A 16688-nucleotide genomic window follows, 5' to 3' on the forward strand; every position below is an offset into this window, starting at 1 on the left:
AGCGGCAGGAGCGGCAGGACCGGGAGAACCGGCAGGAGCGGCAGGGCCGGGAGAACCGGCAGGAGCGGCAGGGCCGGGAGAACCGGCAGGAGCGGCAGGGCCGGGAGAACCGCCGGAGTCGGCAGAAGGTGCCCCCCACCCTGCTCGACATGGCGCTTGTCTGCGCCACGGAGTGGCGGTGGCCGGTGCTCCCCGGTGTGGGCCTCGGGCCCGAACGGCGCGGCGAGCGGGCACGCGGCTGCGCCTGCCCCGATCCCGAGTGCGTCGTTCCCGGCGCGCACCCCTTCGACCCCGGAATTCTCGCGGCGACCACCGACGGGCGCATGGTGCGTTGGTGGTGGAGCAACCGCCCCAAGGCTCCGATCGTGCTGGCGACGGGCGGCAAGGCTCCCTGCGCGGTGAGCCTGCCCGCGGTGGCGGGGGCGCGGGCGCTGGCGGCGCTCGACCGGATGGGTGTCCGACTCGGCCCGGTCGTGGCCACACCGACCCGCTGGTCGTTGCTGGTGGCGCCCTACTCGATGGAGCAGCTGGGTGAGTTGCTGCACGCGAAGGACAGCGTGCCCGGCTCGCTCCGCTTCCACGGGGGTGGTGGCTATCTGGTGCTGCCCCCGTCGGAGGCCGGTACGGGCCCGGTGCACTGGGTACGTGAGCCGCTGCCCGGGTCGGCGCGGCCCTGGCTGCCGGATGTGGAGGCGGTTGTCGACGCGCTGGTCGAGGCGAGCGTGAGTGTGCCGGCCGATGGGTTCAGCCCGCCGGAAGCCGGTGACGGGGCGTGGCTCAGCTACTGAGCCTGCGGATCCCCCGCCGGGCTGCTGCCTCCTACTGAGCCTGGTGCGGGGTTCGCAAGAGGGCGTGGCAGTCGCGAATTCTGGCCGGAATCGATATGCCGCCACCTCGCCTTTGCCTCGTCTATGCCTCGTCGCTGAGAGGAAGCGTCGCACGAACCCGGGACAGGAACGGTGAGTGCGTCGGCGTGGTCTCGCCATGGTGCCGGCCATGCGGTGGCGGCGCTGCGAATCACCGCTGAGATCGATCTGAGAGCACCCTGTGTGAAACCCATGCCTATGAGTCGGTCGTCGAGTTCGCGTTGTCGAGGAGTTCAGCGCTCAGTTCGGGGGCCACACGGCTCTTCCGGGTTCTCGGCGGAGAGCCAAGTCACTGCGCTCCGTGATCAACTGGCGCACGGTCGGCGCGAGTTGAAGGAGGCGGTGCGGCAGCCGGTCGATGCCGGGCCGACCTGCGGATGCGGGGGCGCGTAATCCGGAAATAGCAGCGCCCGGTCGCTGGCGACGGGGGATGCACCAGCGACCGGGCTTCAAGAACGGTAACAAGAGATCTGCTGTTCGCAAATTCGATCTCGGGTATTCGGACACCGAATTACCGTTCCAAAGCGGTGTTTGTGACCGGAATCACTTACCCCCGGTCACGCGTGGACAGGAATATCAACTTCCGCTTACGCCGACCGCACGGTCGGTCTGTCGGCTATTCAGCTGAGGGTCACCTGGCGGTTGGTGAGTCCACCGCGAGCCCGTCGCTCGTCGGCGGTCAGCGGTGAGTCGGCGGAGAGCGCCGCCGTGAGCCGCTCGGCGAACTCGGCTGCCGGCTTCTCGCACTCCTCCGCGCCCATTCCGCTCGGCAGGTCCCACACCGGGACCATCAGCCCGTGCGCGCGGAAGGAGCCGACCAGGCGGGTGCCTTCACCGAGGCTGGAGGTGCCCGCCGTGTGCAGTCGGGCGAGGGCGTCGAGCAGCTGCTCCTCCGGGTGCGGCATGACCCAGCGCAGGTGGTTCTTCTCCGGCGTCTCGCACCAGTAGGCCGCGTCCACGCCGGACAGCTTGACGGTGGGGATGGCGGCGGCGTTGGCACGCTCCAGCGAAGCGGCGACCTCCGGGTTCGCATTCTCGGCGGAATCCGGGATCCAGAACTCGAAGCCGCTGTGCACGACGGGCTCGAACGGCGCGTCCAGGTCGAGCAGGTCCTGGAGTCGAGGCCCGTCCGCCGGCACCCGCTCACCCGCGATCGGGGTGCCGGGCGCGGCCGTGAGCGCACGCTGGAGTGTGTGAGCCATGTCGCGGCTCAGATCGCCGGACGAGGTGTCGTTCTGCAGCGCAAGCAGTACGGCGCCGGAGTCACGGCGCAGCGCGGGCCAGGCCATCGGCAGCACGGTCGCGAGCGTCACGGACGGTACGTCGTCGGGGAGTCCGCCCTTCAGGGTCAGTTCGACCGTGGCGGCGGGGACCAGCTCGCGCAGGGCGACCCAGTCGCACTCGCCGGGAAGCCCTTCGAAGGGGCGCTGGACCAGTTCGGTCACCGCGTGAGCGGCGGCGCGGCCGTGGCAGGCCTTGTAGCGACGGCCCGAGCCGCAGGGGCAGGGCTCGCGGGCCCCGACCACCGGGATCTCGCCGTCGGTGAGCTGTGACTTGACGGCCTTCGTCTGGGGGCGCTTCTTGGCCATGGTGTGGCTCTCTCCCGAGGGCTGCGGTGCTGTGTGATGCCTCTGTCTCGGGCGCGAGCCTAGCCGTTACGGGACGCGCTCAGGCGGCAACGTAGGCCGTGCCCGTCCGCCGGCGTCACCGGGCGGCGCGCGCCCGAACTCCCCAGCCGTCCAGGACGGACCCGGAACTCCGGACGCACGGGACGCGGCTTCGGACACACGGAGCGAGAGGGCCCGGGCGGGACTCCTCGGACTCCAGTGCTGCGAAGCCCTTAGGCGCACTCGTGGGGTTCGTCATACGCACCGCGGTCGTAGGAGTCGTACGCGTCCGCGAAGTCGAAGCCCGGCCTGGGGACGGCTGTGCCGGGACCGGTGACGCGCGTAGCGAAATCGGCGTGCCGATGGCTCCCGCTCACAAGTGCCCACACCGTGACCTCGCCCGCGGCGCTGTCCCGCACTCCCCAGTCATGGGCGAGTGCGCTGATGATGTTGAGCCCCCGGCCGCCGCGAGCGGTGACCGAAGGCGTCGCCGGAACCGGGCGGGTCGGGCCACCCCCGTCCGTCACCTCGACGGTCAGTCGGCCTGCCGGGTCCATGTGCCAGGCAGCGCGGATGGCGCCGTCCCCGATATCCGACCGGCCCAGCGGTCTGCCGTGCCGGCAGGCATTGCTGAGCAGTTCGGAAAGAATGAGAACGGCATCGTCCACGACCGATTCCGGCACCTCGCTGCGCCGAAGCTGCTCGCGCATCCGGCGCCGTGCCTCGCCCACGCCCGCAGGGCCATGGGGAACGGCCATGCTTGACGACGCGGGCACCTCCTGTGCCACCACCAACGCCACCCCCGAGACCTCCTTCACCCACGCCACGGTGTGGATGCCCCAATGGACTGGACCGGAAACCGGCCAATCCGTGTCTGGTGACGCACTCGTCACATCCCGCTACGCACCGAACGCGCCGGTGCACTCCCCGTAGTCACGCGAGGTGCTCAGCCGCGCCCCAGCTGCTCCAGGACCTGCTTCGGGCGGTTGGTGATGATCGCCTCGACACCGAGCTCGACGCAGAATTCGACGTCCTCGGGCTCGTTGACCGTCCAGACGTGCACCTGGTGACCGGCCGCGTGCAACCGCTCGACATAGGAGGGGTGATTGCGTACGAGACGGATGCCGGGTCCCGCGATCCGCGCACCGGCCGGCAGTCGCGCCTCGCGTGCCCGCAGCGGCAGGAACTGCATCAGTGACACCGTGGGGATCTGTGGTGCCGCAGCAGCGATCCGGTGCAGCGAACGCGCCGAGAAGCTCATGACCCGGACCGGGGACTCCTCGTACCCGACCGGACCGTCCAGGCCGAACCGCTTCAGCAGGTGGAGCAGCCGTTCCTCCACCTGACCGCGCCAGCGGGTGGGGTGCTTGGTCTCGATGGCCAGCTGGATGGGCCGCCCGGCATCGGCGACCAGCTCCAGCAGGCGCTCCAGGGTCAGGACCGAGGTGAACTCCCGATCACCCCAGTCAGGGCTCTCCTCGCTGTCCTTCCAGGAACCGAAGTCGAGGGCGGCCAGCTCGGCCAGCTCCAGGGCGGAGACCGCGCCGCGGCCGTTCGACGTACGGTTGACGCGGCGGTCGTGCACACAGACGAGATGACCGTCGGCGGTGAGACGCACATCGCACTCGAGGGCGTCGGACCCATCCTCTATCGCCTTCACATAGGCGGCCAGGGTGTGTTCCGGAGCGTCCTCGGAGGCGCCTCGATGAGCGACGACCTGGATCGGGAGTTGTGTCACCGCGTCATGGTGCCACTGTCCGAAAGGCGCCGTGGCGCCGCGCCGTACCGCTGCCCGCTATGTCCGTGATAAAGGTCGCGGATGGTGTCGCGCCCATATGCACAGCTCCTGTTTACAGTGGCCTGACAGCCAGTGGGAAAAGCTGGCACCTGACACTGACACTGACACGGCTATCGAGGAGACACCTGTGAGCACCGAGAACGAGGGCACCGAGGGCCCCGCGGGTCAGTCCGCCCCGTCCGCACCTCCTGTGCCCCCTTCTGTGCCGCCGGCCGCTCCCGACAGCGCGCCTTACGCGGGCCATCCCGGACTCGGCGGCCATACCGCCCATGCCCCCTCCACCCCTGCGGCCACGGACGCACCGACCCAGCAGGTCCCGCCCGTGTCCCCGACGCAGCAGCTGCCGCCCGTACCGCCCGGTCCGGTCGCACCGGCGGCGGCCGTCCCTCCGATGCCGCCCGCCGCCGGGCACGGCTCAGGAGGCTGGCCCCCGCCCGCCGCGCCCTGGGGTGCGGCGGCACCGGGCGCCCCCGCCCCCGCGTCCCGGCCGCGAGGCCTCGCCAACGGTCTGCTCGCGGCCGTGATCGGCGCCGCGCTCATCGCAGGTGGTGTGGGCGGCGGCATCGGCTACTGGGCGGCGGAACACGGCGACGGCGGCGGTGTCTCGACAACGGTCTCCGCGGGCGACGCCCCCGCCGACTTCAAGCGGGAGCCGGGCACGGTCGCCGCCGTGGCCAACAAGGCGCTGCCCAGCGTCGTCACCATCGAGGCCAAGTCCGGTGTCGCCCAGGGCCAGCCCGAGGGCGGCACAGGCACGGGCTTCGTATACGACAGGGAAGGCCACATTCTCACCAACAACCACGTGGTGGCATCGGCGGCAGACGGCGGTGAGCTGTCGGCGACCTTCTCCGACGGTAAGAAGTACGACGCCGAGGTCGTCGGCCGCGCCCAGGGTTATGACGTCGCCGTGCTGAAGCTGAAGAACGCCCCCTCCGGTCTCACCCCGCTGGCACTCGGGAATTCGGACCGGGTGGCCGTCGGTGACTCCACCATCGCGATCGGCGCGCCCTTCGGCCTGTCCAACACCGTCACCACCGGCATCATCAGCGCCAAGAACCGTCCGGTCGCATCGGGTGACGGCTCAAGCGGCAAGAACTCGTACATGAGCGCCCTCCAGACCGACGCATCGATCAACCCGGGTAACTCCGGGGGCCCGCTGCTCGACGCCAGCGGCGCGGTGATCGGTATCAACTCCGCGATCCAGTCGGCGGGTGGCAGCGGCCTCGGTCAGTCGCAGGCGGGGTCCATCGGCCTCGGCTTCGCCATCCCGATCAACCAGGCCAAGAACGTGGCCGAGCAGCTGATCAAGACCGGCCAGCCGGTCTACCCGGTGATCGGTGCCACGGTGAACATGAGTGACGAGAACGGTGCCGTGATCGCCGCCCAGGGCGCCGGCGGCTCAGCCGCGGTCACCCCCGACGGCCCGGCCGCCAAGGCAGGGCTCAAGGCGGGCGACGTGATCACCAAGTTCAACGGGAAGGCGGTCGACAGCGGGCCGACCCTGATCAGCGAGATCTGGAACCACAAGCCCGGCGACACGGTGACCGTCACCTACAAGCGCGACGGCAAGGAGTCCACGGTCGACCTCACGCTGGGCGAGCGCAAGGGCGACGGCTGACGCGGTCGACAGCCGACATGACGAGGGCGAGGGGCCTGCCGATTCTCGGTAGGCCCCTCGCCCTCTCCCGGCTCAGGTGTTCGGGTGCAGCACGACCTTGGTGTAGCCCTCGATCCGCTTGTCGAACTTGTCATACGCCGACGGTGCTTGGTCCAGGGGCAGTTCATGGGAGACGACGAAGCTGGGCTTCGCCCTGCCCTCGATGATCATGTCGCGAAGATGGCGGTTGTAACGTTTCACGTTGCACTGCCCGGTGCCCATCCGCAGTCCCTTCTCGAAGAGCTTGCCGATCGAGACCAGCAGCATCCCGTGTTTGGCCTGCTCGTCGGGGCCACCCGGATCGGCGGGCACGTACAGTCCTGGCACGCCCAGCGCCCCGGTCGCCCGCACCGTACCGACCAGCGAGTTCAGCACGGTCGCCGGTTCCTCCTGGTCCTTGCCGTGCGCCATCGCCTGGTAGCCGACGGCGTCCACGCCCTTGTCCGTGCCGATGCCCTCGGTCTGCTCCTTGATCTGCTCGACCGGGTCGCCTTCGGCGAAGTCGATCGGTACAGCCCCGATCTCCCGGGCCTTCTGCAGCCGTTCCGGTACCCGGTCCACGACGAAGACCTTCCTCGCGCCGCGCAGCAGGGCGGAGTAGGCGGCCATCAGCCCGACCGGACCGCCTCCGTACACGGCGACGCTTTCGCCGGGGCGTACCTGAGCGAGTTCGCAGCCGTGGTACCCGGTGGGAAAGATGTCGGCGAGCAGCATGAAGTCCGTCTCGTGCTCGTTCCCCTGGGGCAGCTTCAGGCAGTTGAAGTCGGCATAGGGCACCCGCAGGTACTCGGCCTGGCCGCCCATCCAGGGCCCCATGGCGACGTATCCGTATGCGCCGCCTGCGAAGCCCGGGTTGACGGTCTGGCAGAATCCTGTGAATCCCTCGACGCAATTGGTACAGAATCCGCAGGCGACATTGAAGGGCATGACCACACGGTCGCCCTCCTTGAGCGCGGTGACGCCCTGGCCGGTCTCCTCGATGATCCCCATGTTCTCGTGCCCGAACACGATGCCGGGCTCCGCCGCCGTCCGGCCCTCGTACATGTGCAGGTCGGAGCCGCATATCGCGGTGGATGTGACGCGTACGATCACGTCGTTGGGGTGCTGTATCCCCGGTTTCGGAACGTCCTCGACCGCGACGGTGAACGGTCCCTTGTAGACGACGGCCTTCATGCCTGCCACCTCCGCTCGGCGATGCATGTGCTGTGCCGCCCCCCGGCCCGTCCCCGCCCGCGCTTCGTCCCGCCCGCGCCTCGCGTGACCCATCTCTCATGATTCTCCGACCTCAGGTGACGGACAACCCGGTAATGTCGGAATGAAGCCTATAAGCCCTGGTGAGCCCTGGTATGAACCGCGGAATCGGAAAGCGAGGACGAGAATGGCAGCGCAGCGACTCGGGACCCTGCTCGTCCCCGTCCCCGGCCTGTCCGGCACCACCTACCCGCCCGGTACGACGGTCACGGTCCGTGGTCGCGGTGCGACGGTGGATGCCTTCGTCAATGGTGACTGGCTCCCCCTGTCGTGGTGGGAGTTCTCCGACGGCCTGCGCGAGGACATCGCCGATCGCTGACGCCTTCACGGCGTAGCCGCGCGCCTCAGGCTGCCACGACCGCGGATCGCGACCGCCCCAGGGCTGATCGGCTCGTGGTGCTCGACAGGTTCGTCGCGCGCTCGCTCGGTGGCTGAGTCTGGGAGCAGCGCCGACACGACCAGCCGATGAGGTCGTGAGTCTGACCGCGTATTCCACCGGTGACGAGGCAGGGACGGGCTCGCGCACGGGCCGGGGCCCGCTCCGCCGACCAGCGTACGGAGCGGGCCCCAGCCTCGGCCGCCTCAGCGCGGGATCGCGTCGGACGCAGCGTGTCACCTGCGACCTCTTCGCGGACCCTCCGAGTTCGTGCAGGGCTGTCAGGCGGGCAGCGGGTCGTCGACCGCGACCCACGTGCTGCCGCTGAAGTCGAACGAATCCGTCTGCAGTGAACCGGTGCGGGCCCCCGGCAGCTCCCACACTTCGCCGTTCTGGAAGAGCACCTTGACGTAGGCGGTGTCGCCGGCGGCCGCGGTTCCGGCCGAAGGCACCGAGACCGAGACCGAGCAGGCCCTGTAGGCAGTACCCGTGGGGTAGCCGGTGTTGTCGTCGACCCGCACCCAGGCGTAATCGTTCGTTCCCGCCTCGCCGTTCAGCTCGAGGTCGCGCTGGCCGACGAAGACCCGTCCGTTGGTGCGCAGCGCCACACTCAGCTCTTCGCGAAGCGTGAGCTCGGAGACGTCGAGTGCGAAGTACTCGGTGGAGTCGATGTCGGTGCACGGTCCGGCCGGACCTGCCGGACCACGGTCTCCGCGTGGGCCCTGCGGGCCCCGGTCACCCCGGTCACCCCGTGGGCCCTGCGGACCGCGGCCGCCGCCGCACCAGTCTCCGCCGCCTGCCGCGAGGATGCTGTTGACACCGTCGGAGAAGTACCCGCTGCATGCCGCAAAGACGCCCTCGGCCACGGGAGTGCCCGTGTCGGCTGCCACGGCCGGTGTGGTGAGGCCCAGCATCGTCAGCGTCAGCGAGGCGGTCGCGCAACCGGCGAGCAACCTGGCCCGCTTGGGCCGCGGGCCGAAACCCGATCCGGTCCTGATCTCAGGACTCATGAGGTCCCCTGCTTTCTGGTGGATTCGAACTCATCCGGAGGCCGCGGCGAAGCGCCTTGGCCCCTCCGGAATCATTTCGATGACCACCGCTGCATACGGGAGAGGCGCGCTCAGAGATCAACACTTCAGCCGAGTGACTACTTCCGATAGGTCAATACGCGCCGCGAAGGGCTGGCAGCATCGGTGGCCGGTCGCCGGGTACAGGCAGAACGTTTCAGCCGCTGTAGCGCCAACGCCATGACATCACCCTCAAAGCCGCATCCTGGGCTGCTCTATATTCAAGTTCGTGAGCATCGACCAGCAGTTCAACCCGCAGAATGGACGTGGGTACGGGCATCGGAATCCAGACCGCGACGGGGCCGGCTCCGCGGAGTGTGATTATCGAACTCTCCTGGTGAGGCTTGGCCCGTGGCTGCCAGACCCAGCTCCCGGCGCGTCAGGTGCCCGAAACAAACGGATCCGTCCGGCTGGCGGGCGAGTCGTGCACGGGTTGTTTCCCATTATTCGAGGACGTCGGTCAGGGATATCAGGGTTTGTTTCCCCTGGTGGGTTGAATCTTCTGGCCTGCTTCGGATGCAGTGAGGTGTTCCGACCTGCAATGATTCTTGCTTCTCGGTTTTCCTGGGGCGCTTCGGTGATGCCTACGGATGAAATCGGATGCGGGGAAACAACCCTACCTCCCCTGAGGAGATGTCGATCAGGCCGCAACTCCCGTACCCGTGCCGAGACCTCGGGAGGACGCAATGGGACGCCCCGAAAAAGCAATCACTTCGTACGAAAGCGCGGCCGGTGGCTTCTGCTGCCGGATACGGGGTGCGCGCGAGCGGGCAGGAAACCCGGACTACCGGGCCATGGCTGCTCGATGCGGCCTGGCGCACTCGACCCTGTCCAAGGCTGCCGCCGGCAGCCGCGTACCGACCTGGCCGGTGACCGAGGCCTTCATATCCAGCCTCAACGCCCTGTCCACCGCCGAGGCCAAGGAGGACCTCGACACATGGTTCGAGAGTTGGACCAGAGCGAAGCAACGGGAGGAATCCGAGCCCGCCGCCCCCTCGCGGCGCCGACGAGCGAACCCCCCGCGGCCGTATGAGCCTGCATACAGGGCGCTCGCTGCGAACCCGCACACGGCCGGAACGGCTGAAGCCTTCATCCTGCAGCTGAGGATGCTTCAAGCCTGGTCCGGACTCTCCTTCGTGCAACTGTCGCGCCGAGCGGCCAAGGGCACCCTGCCGACCAGCACCATCAGTGACACCCTGCGGCGGAAGAAGCTGCCCAAGTGGTCCTTCGTGGAAGCGTTCGTCTCGGCCTGCGGGGGAAGCGGGACGGACACGGCGGCATGGGGCCGCGCCTGGGAACTCGTCAAGGCCCAGGAACTGCTGGGAGACGCGCCTGCCTTGAGCGATGGAGCACGCCGTGCGGAACAGGGGCTGAACGCCGAGGAGGCCACCGGGCAGGTCGCCCAGACCTTAGATCATCTGAGACACGGAGCCTCGATTCCGAAGCAGCCCACCTGGTTGCGCAAGGCGGTGGAGGAGGAGACCACGTCGACGAAGTGACCGCATAGCCCGATTACCTCTCCGGGTTGAGCACTCGATGGCCTGTCGTCCTGCAGGGCCACAACGAGCGGGGTAGGAACGGGGCACTCGAGCCGCCCCATCGCCGCCCGCTCGAACCTCCCGCCAAGCGGCATCGCGAAAGCCGCCGAATGGACCGGGGGCACATCCGGCACCCTGCGACCAGGCTTCGGCGCGCGAGGCACCCAGCGGGTAGGCTGTAGCCCGCTCCGCAGCAGGTGATGCGGGGCTTGGGTGGGTTGCCCGAGCGGCCTAAGGGAACGGTCTTGAAAACCGTCGTGGCAGCGATGTCACCGTGGGTTCAAATCCCACACCCACCGCCGCAGGTCAGAAGCTTGCAGGTCAGAAGGGGTGCCACTCTCCGGAGCGGCACCCCTTCTGCGTGCAGGCTGTCTCACCCTGAATCGGCGGTATCCCACCTCTGACCAGCGCGTGCGGCCAACCTGCGGCCAGGATCTACGGCTCTTCGGCCTCGTCTTCCTGCTCCGCCAACCCTTGATCGATCAGCTCGTTCATCCTCGCTTCCTCACCGTCCAGCACCTTGGCGTAGTAGCGCTGAAGCACGGCGACGCTCTGACCCGCTCGCCGCGCGGTCTCGGCCAGGCTCACCCCGGAACGGAGCCAGAACGACACACAGGCGTGGCGCAGGTCGTACGGGATGGCGGCCAAGGGAGAGGCGACCTGGGCGGCTGTCAGTGCCTTCTTGCGAGCCTCCTTCCACACCGCGCCGTACTCCTGCGACCGGACGGGCCCACCACGCACGGCACTGAACAGCTGACCCCCGGTCGTAGTGCCGAACGCTTCGAGGTGGGCGCGAAGGATGGCCACCAGTACCGGCGGGATGGGCACCGGTCGGACCGCGCGGCGGGCACGATGCTTGAGCTGCCGCACTTCGTATGGCTTGCCGTCATCGGTCCAGGCAGATCCCACCTGCGGTCGTGCACCAGCGAGCATGAGCCGTCCCCAACCGTCTGGAGGTAGTTCGCACTGATCCGCGCTCAACATGGAGACCTCCTCTGGCCGCATCGCGGCGTAGTAGATGCATGCGTAGAACGCGACCAGGTAGGCGCCGCGCGGCCCCTGCGCGCGGACTGCGTCCAGCAGCGCCCGCGCCTGTGCCGGAGTGGCGACGCTGCGTACGTCCAACTCCTCCACCGCTTTGGGGGTCTCCCAGTGCACGCGGTGCAGGGGGTTGCCGGGCAAGAGTTCCTGTTCCACGGCGAGCCGTAGGCAGTTACTCAGCACTGCTCGGCGACGGCGAAAAGTGTTCGCTGCGGCTTCCTTGCCGTCCTGGCGCTTGGCCAGGGCTTCCAGCACCACGCGCACGCGCTTCGCGCTGTCCAGGTCGACAACCGCCGGCGAGTTACGTGCCACCCATGCCAACGCCTTGGCCTCCGCTTCCGGTGGCTCCTGGTCATGGCGTCCAGCATTGAATCCCCACTGGTAGAGCGCCCGGCGCAAGAGATCGTCCGCAGGGCGTCCCTTCCCTTCCGTGCACAGCGCCATCGTGGTGACAGTCAGGCTCTCGGCGATGCTCGCGCGGTGCTTCGCGGCAGCTGTCGGCCACTTTCGCGCGGCGTGAGCACGGGCATGGTCGTACCAAGTCGTACGGTTCCGCTCCCGGAGCTCCGACACGGGGAGGCCCGTTTCGGTGTCGAATGGCTCGCCCCTGCGGGCCGCGGTCAGCAATTCCGCGCGGCGAGCCTCAGCCTGTGTCTTCGTGGTGAAGCGCTCTGGGAACTCCGTCCCGTTGACGTACCAGCGGAGTTGGTATGGAGCTGACTTGCTGGAACGCTTCCGGACGCTCCAAATACGGACGTCGTAGCTGTGCATCGTGCTCCTTCATGACGAAGGGGCTCCGCCGCACGGCGGAGCCCCTTCGAATTGGGCAAAGGTCAGGCGGCGATCTCGTGCTTGTCCCACCACGCGTCCAAGTCGCTGCGACGGCAGCGGATCTGCCCGTTCGGCAGCTTGATGAGCTTGGGCGCCTTGCCGCGGGCGCGCATGCGATAGAAGGCAGCGCGGCTCATCTCGATCTCTTCGAGGACTTCGGGGAGCTTGAGCATCTTGGGTCGGGCCATCGTTGCGACTCCTCGTTCTGGGCCTTTCGGGGAATCCGCAACATCCGCCACGCCGCAACATTGCTGGTCAGCGGCTTGAATCTGTGGCGGATGCCGGTCGTGTTGCGGATGGGTGCCGCCGCGCGGGGACGCGGCGGCACCCATGGCGTGCGATGGGTCAGCCGACGATCCGGAGTTGGCGTGTGTCGGGACCCGCGGACATGTGGCGGCTCTCGGAAGGGGTTTCCGCCACAGATTCACCCCCGTTGACCTGCGGTGTTGCGGGTGTTGCGGGTGTTGCGGATTCTCCGGGGGGCGGGGGGCAATAGCGGGTCCAGGCGTCGCTGAGGTCTTCCGCGTAGTAGCCCTTCGGGGTGGTGCTGCCGACCCGGATTCCGCGGGGCTTGATCGTGGTGTTGTCGGGGCGCACGTACTGGCTCAGGAGCTTGGACAGAGCCCGTGCGGTGAGCGGCTTGCTGCTCTGCCCGTCCTCGCTCAGATCGGACCAGGGGGCGTCATCGAGCTGAAGGAGGACTTCCAGGATGGCGGCTGTGGGCATCCGGTCGACGCCACAGAACACGCGGTCCCGCAGATCGGTGAGCAGCTTGACGCCGAGGGAGGCTTGGTCGCCTTCGGATGCGGCCTTGATGAGGGCAACGCATGCGGCGCGGGCCCGCTCGGGCCAGTGACCACCGGCCGCGTCCGCGACGGCGAGCAGCGGTTCCCACACGTCTGCGGGCCGATCGGTGATGCCGTCAGGCATCTGCGGCCACGCTTCCGCGATCTGGTCATGGATGGTGTCGGTCCACTCCGCGAGTCTGTCTCGCAGGGCGTTTCCCTGCTTCTCGTGGACGCGGCGTCGGTAGGGCTCGCACTTCTCGTTCGGGGCCTTCTTGCGCATGCGGATGATGACGGACCTGGTCAGGATGGTGTCGGGCAGAGAACCGAGTCCGGCCATGGCGACCGCGCAGAACGAGTCGAACCATCCCGCTTTCTGCTCGGAGCCCTCTCCGACGCAACGCAGGGATTTCGCGCCGCGCCGGTAGCCGGAGTTGAGGAACCCGCGGACTTCTTCGTTCCCCCCGGCTTTGGGGCCGAAGACGGTGTCGATCTCATCGAACAGCAGCGTCGGCGTTCCCGCATCGGCCGCCACCAGCCGGAACAGTGCGTTCGCGGAGGCGTTGACGGTGGTCGCGGAGCGCGGGGTGAGTGTCTCGATGATCTCCAGCGCGCGTGACTTCCCCGACCCGGGTTCAGGGCTCAGGAAGGCGATGCGTGCGGTGCCGTCGAGTGCGTCGATCAGGTGGGCGTGTGCGTCCCACAGGGTGACGGCGACGTAGGCGTGTTCGGTGGGGAAGACGTTGAAGCGGCGGTGGAACGCTTCGACCTCATCGAGCAGTGCGGCGCCGCCAATGGTGGTCTGGTCGGTACTGGTCATGCGGCGTTCCTCCCTTCCTGGTCAGTGGTGCGGAGGGGGCAGAGGGCGCGGTGGGCTTCGTGGTCGGTGATGAGGGCGAGTACGCGGCGATGGCCGATGGCGCTGCGGTCCCGGCCGCACGCGCACTGCGAGGTGGCGGTAGGGGTGGCGCCGCGAGGTGCTCGGATGTGGAGCCACGCGATAGGGAAGCGTCCATTGCCCGGGGACGTGGCCATGGAGCGCTGGGCGGAGGGAAGGACTGAGAGGACGCCCTGACGGGCGGCCTCGCTCTGGTCGCATTCGTCAGTCTGGGGTGCGGCGCTGGTAGCGGAGTTGGTCCGGACAGCTGTGTCGGGACGGCATTTGGGCTGCGGGCGGGGAGTGTGGTTGGTCATGCCGTCTCCCGGGCGCGGCAGGTACGGGCGGAGTAGGCCAGTGCGTCCCTGATCGTGGCGCGGCACTCGGCTGGCGGCAGTCCGGCTGCTTCCCCGGCCGCCCCAAATGCCGTCTCTACCGCTTCTTTGGTGATCTCGCCCCAGTCGACGAAGCGTCCGATGGCGATTGTGCGGGTGAGCAGGAGGTGGTGCCGCTGACCTTCCAGGGCGTTGCGGACCCGTGCGGTCTCGCGTTCCAGCGCCACCGTGGCGCGGCGGGTGGCCCGGCCCGGGACCAGCAGCGGAGCGGGCGACGCGGGGATGGCAGCCAGGGTGGGTACGGGCTGGAGGAGGTGCAGCAGCCAGTCGGGAAGCTGTGCGGCGGGCGCGGGCTCGGTCACCTGGTACGGCCCGGCGGGAGTGGTGCTGCCCGCAGCGACGATGTTGCCGCCCCACGCGCGGGTGTCGACGTTCGGCGCCACGGTCTTGGCTGTGGACGGCAGCCGCACCCCGGCCGGGGAGTGGAAGTACAGGTGCATGCCGCCGCTCGGGGTCCGCACCGCGTACGTAGTTGGCCAAGGCTGTCCGGCGCGCTCGCAGAGCGCTTGGAAGGACGCCGCGCCGCAAGGCGCGTCCGAACTGCTCTTCGCGCTGCTCTGCTTGGGCACGTCCAGGTCGATGACGATCAGGTCGGAGGGGCCGGTGGCGATACCGACGTTGAACGCGCCCGCCGCCCATGTCCGGCGGATACGGTCGGAGTCGGTGGTGGCACGCTGCTCCCACTTCACGTGGCCCCGATCGCACGGGCCGGTACGGGGGCAGGCGGGTTCGCCGTGCAGGGCGGATGCCTTACCGCCGGGGCGGAGCGGGTGGACGCGCCAGCCCCGGGCCGCGGCGTCCAGCGCCGCGGACAGGAGCGTACGGGGTGGGTGATGGGCCATGCTGGATGTCTCCAGTTCTGTGATGAGGACGGAGAAGCCGGGGCGACCGCGCATCTTTGGCGAGAGCGGGCGGTCGCCCCGGGCGGGTCTAGAACGGCGGCTTGTTGTCCGTGGCGGGGTTGCCTGCGGTGTTCCACGGGTCGCCGGTCGGGGCGGCGCCGTTGCCGCGCTTGCCGTTGATGGTCACGGTGGTGAAGCGCAAGGACGCGCCGATCTCGTCCACTTCGACGGCGAGCATCGAGCGGTTCTCGCCCTCGGGGGTCTGCCAGTCGTGCTGGCGGATCCGCCCGGACAGCACGACGCGGGAGCCCTTGGTGAGGGACTCGGCGACATGCTCGGCCAAGGCGCGCCAGGCGGAGCAGCGGAAGAACGTGGAGCTGCCGTCCTTCCACTGGTTCGTCTCGCGGTCGAAGGTGCGCGGGGTGGAGGCGACGGTGAAGCGGGCCAGGGCCTGGCCGGATTCGAGGAACTTGATCTCGGGGTCGGCGGTCAGGTTGCCGATGATGGTGATCGGGGTCTCTCCGAACGACATCGTCACTCGCTTTCGGGCGTGGTGGGCTGGTGGTCGGCGGTGATGTACAGGCGAGTCCGCCTGGTGTCGCGGGCGGGGTACAGGCGGGGCGGGCCGGTGTCGAACACTTCGGCCAGAGCGGTCTTGATGCGATCGGCGTCGTGGTCGTCGCAGATGATGCGGATCTCGAACACAGGTGTCCTTCGGGTCAGAACGGCGGTTCGTCGCTCGCCCACGGGTCGGGGTGGTTCGTGTGGCGGCGCGGCCAGCGGGGCCGGTGCGGGAGAGGGAGCAGAGTCCAGCGGCGGGTTTCGTCCCAGCAGTGGCAAGGGGCCCAGTCGCTGTCGGCGTATTCGCCGGTGTAGTGGTCGCCGTAGGGGTGCTCGATGCCGCCGATGCCCTCGCAGTCGGGGCAGTTCGGGTGGGGTGTGTCGGTGAGGATCAGGGCTTTGCGGGGCCAGGTCGTGACCTGGATGCGCGGTCGGATCACGGGGCGCCTCCTGTCAGTTGTGCAGGTGGGTGTGGGAGCGGGAGAACGTGCTCCGGGTGTGGGTGGTGACGTGGGTGTTCTTGGTGACCGGCCCGGTGTAGACCGCCTTGGAGACGCTGCGCTTGGCGCGGGCGAACGCGGCACCAATGGACAAGGCCGCGAAGGCGATGCCGGAGAGGAGGACGCCCATGCAGATGACGCCGGTGACGCTCATGGAGGCGAATCCCTTCAGCACGAGCCAGACGCCGCAGCCGATGCCGGTGGTGCCGGCGCCGATGCCGATGGAGGCGATGGCGGTTCCGGCGGCCCAGGCGGGCACGATCCGGTGGTCGTACTGCCAGACCGGCTGCGCGTCCCCGACGCTCGGCGACTCGGTGGTGTCGCGGTAGGACGTCGGGATGGGCGCCGGGGGCGGTGCGGGCCGGTAGATGTCGTTGATGATGCGGCGGGCTTCGGCGTTGGCTGCCTCGTCGCTCATGCGCGGCCACCAGTCGGCAGGGGTAGCCGGGGTGTCGGTCTCGCTCACGGCCGTGCCTCCCTTCGGGGTTAGGTGATGTTGGACGCGGCGTTGATGAGGGCCTGTATCGCGGAGCGGATGGCGGTGGAGGCCCCGGTGTCGGCGGTGAAGAACCCGAAGAGGAACACCACGAGCGCGGCGGCGGGGCCGACGTAGCGGGAGCGGATGAGGACGAAGGTGATGAGCCCGAAGAGGGCGACGGCGGACAGGGTGACGATCACGAGCGGGCCTCCCGGGAA

At 68.9% G+C, this 16688-nt stretch carries 17 protein-coding genes, 1 tRNA gene and 1 pseudogene; 5 read left to right on the forward strand and 14 right to left on the reverse strand.

Going from position 1 to position 16688, the window contains the following annotated elements; genetic code table 11:
- Positions 1-149: 149 nt before the first annotated feature.
- A complete protein-coding gene (locus V1460_RS01190; RefSeq protein ID WP_338677848.1) occupies positions 150-788 on the forward strand; it encodes a bifunctional DNA primase/polymerase in 639 nt (212 codons plus the stop codon).
- A 698-nt stretch (positions 789-1486) separates the two neighbouring features.
- On the opposite strand, the gene V1460_RS01195 is transcribed toward V1460_RS01190, so the two are convergent.
- From V1460_RS01195 to V1460_RS01205, 3 genes and pseudogenes are all read right to left on the reverse strand, one after another.
- The gene (locus V1460_RS01195; protein WP_338671588.1) at positions 1487-2455 is read right to left on the reverse strand and encodes a DUF5926 family protein; all 969 of its coding nucleotides are present in this window, start codon (positions 2453-2455) and stop codon (positions 1487-1489) included.
- Positions 2456-2706: 251 nt separating this feature from the next.
- Positions 2707-3359, reverse strand: a pseudogene (locus V1460_RS01200) (ATP-binding protein).
- Between the two features lie 60 nt (positions 3360-3419).
- Positions 3420-4211 carry a glycerophosphodiester phosphodiesterase gene (locus V1460_RS01205; RefSeq protein ID WP_338671590.1) on the reverse strand — a complete coding sequence of 264 codons (792 nt, stop codon included), beginning with the start codon at positions 4209-4211 and terminating at the stop codon, positions 3420-3422.
- A 187-nt stretch (positions 4212-4398) separates the two neighbouring features.
- On the opposite strand from V1460_RS01205, the gene V1460_RS01210 reads away from it, so the two are divergent.
- A complete protein-coding gene (locus V1460_RS01210; protein ID WP_338671591.1) occupies positions 4399-5889 on the forward strand; it encodes a trypsin-like peptidase domain-containing protein in 1491 nt (496 codons plus the stop codon).
- A gap of 72 nt (positions 5890-5961) precedes the next feature.
- Here V1460_RS01210 and V1460_RS01215 read toward each other — a convergent pair whose 3' ends face one another.
- Positions 5962-7101 carry a glutathione-independent formaldehyde dehydrogenase gene (locus V1460_RS01215; RefSeq protein WP_338671592.1) on the reverse strand — a complete coding sequence of 380 codons (1140 nt, stop codon included), beginning with the start codon at positions 7099-7101 and terminating at the stop codon, positions 5962-5964.
- A 205-nt stretch (positions 7102-7306) separates the two neighbouring features.
- Here V1460_RS01215 and V1460_RS01220 point away from each other — a divergent pair, with 205 nt between their 5' ends.
- Entirely contained in the window at positions 7307-7498 is a 192-nt protein-coding gene (locus V1460_RS01220) for a hypothetical protein (RefSeq protein ID WP_030931808.1), read from the forward strand.
- A 338-nt stretch (positions 7499-7836) separates the two neighbouring features.
- Here the strand turns inward: V1460_RS01220 and V1460_RS01225 are convergent, their stop codons facing one another.
- Positions 7837-8565: a hypothetical protein gene (locus V1460_RS01225; RefSeq protein WP_338671593.1), complete on the reverse strand. Its 729-nt coding sequence runs from the start codon at positions 8563-8565 to the stop codon at positions 7837-7839.
- Between the two features lie 851 nt (positions 8566-9416).
- Between V1460_RS01225 and V1460_RS01230 the strand changes: the two genes are divergently transcribed.
- Positions 9417-10121 carry a helix-turn-helix transcriptional regulator gene (locus tag V1460_RS01230; protein ID WP_338671594.1) on the forward strand — a complete coding sequence of 235 codons (705 nt, stop codon included), beginning with the start codon at positions 9417-9419 and terminating at the stop codon, positions 10119-10121.
- Between the two features lie 251 nt (positions 10122-10372).
- Positions 10373-10459 (forward strand) — tRNA-Ser (locus V1460_RS01235).
- Between the two features lie 136 nt (positions 10460-10595).
- Here V1460_RS01235 and V1460_RS01240 read toward each other — a convergent pair.
- The 9 genes from V1460_RS01240 to V1460_RS01280 all read right to left on the reverse strand — a co-directional run bounded on the left by V1460_RS01240 (position 10596) and on the right by V1460_RS01280 (position 16670).
- Complete coding sequence (locus tag V1460_RS01240) at positions 10596-11972, reverse strand: site-specific integrase (RefSeq protein ID WP_338671595.1); 1377 nt, start codon at positions 11970-11972, stop codon at positions 10596-10598.
- A 62-nt stretch (positions 11973-12034) separates the two neighbouring features.
- On the reverse strand, positions 12035-12220 hold the full coding sequence (locus V1460_RS01245; RefSeq protein WP_338671596.1) for a helix-turn-helix domain-containing protein: 186 nt from the start codon (positions 12218-12220) through the stop codon (positions 12035-12037).
- A gap of 157 nt (positions 12221-12377) precedes the next feature.
- Positions 12378-13637, reverse strand: a complete 1260-nt coding sequence (locus V1460_RS01250; protein ID WP_338671597.1) for a DUF3631 domain-containing protein — start codon at positions 13635-13637, stop codon at positions 12378-12380.
- 370 nt (positions 13638-14007) lie between these two features.
- A complete protein-coding gene (locus V1460_RS01255) occupies positions 14008-14931 on the reverse strand; it encodes a bifunctional DNA primase/polymerase (protein WP_338671598.1) in 924 nt (307 codons plus the stop codon).
- An 88-nt stretch (positions 14932-15019) separates the two neighbouring features.
- A complete protein-coding gene (ssb, locus tag V1460_RS01260) occupies positions 15020-15463 on the reverse strand; it encodes a single-stranded DNA-binding protein (RefSeq protein WP_338671599.1) in 444 nt (147 codons plus the stop codon).
- Positions 15464-15465: 2 nt separating this feature from the next.
- The gene (locus V1460_RS01265) at positions 15466-15636 is read right to left on the reverse strand and encodes a hypothetical protein (protein ID WP_338671600.1); all 171 of its coding nucleotides are present in this window, start codon (positions 15634-15636) and stop codon (positions 15466-15468) included.
- A gap of 14 nt (positions 15637-15650) precedes the next feature.
- Complete coding sequence (locus tag V1460_RS01270; protein ID WP_338671601.1) at positions 15651-15932, reverse strand: hypothetical protein; 282 nt, start codon at positions 15930-15932, stop codon at positions 15651-15653.
- Positions 15933-15945: 13 nt separating this feature from the next.
- Entirely contained in the window at positions 15946-16458 is a 513-nt protein-coding gene (locus V1460_RS01275; RefSeq protein ID WP_338671602.1) for a hypothetical protein, read from the reverse strand.
- 20 nt (positions 16459-16478) lie between these two features.
- Positions 16479-16670, reverse strand: coding sequence for a hypothetical protein (locus tag V1460_RS01280; protein WP_338671603.1), 192 nt, complete (start codon positions 16668-16670; stop codon positions 16479-16481).
- Positions 16671-16688: the final 18 nt, after the last annotated feature.

Source organism: Streptomyces sp. SCSIO 30461 (genome assembly GCF_037023745.1).
Classification (GTDB): domain Bacteria; phylum Actinomycetota; class Actinomycetes; order Streptomycetales; family Streptomycetaceae; genus Streptomyces.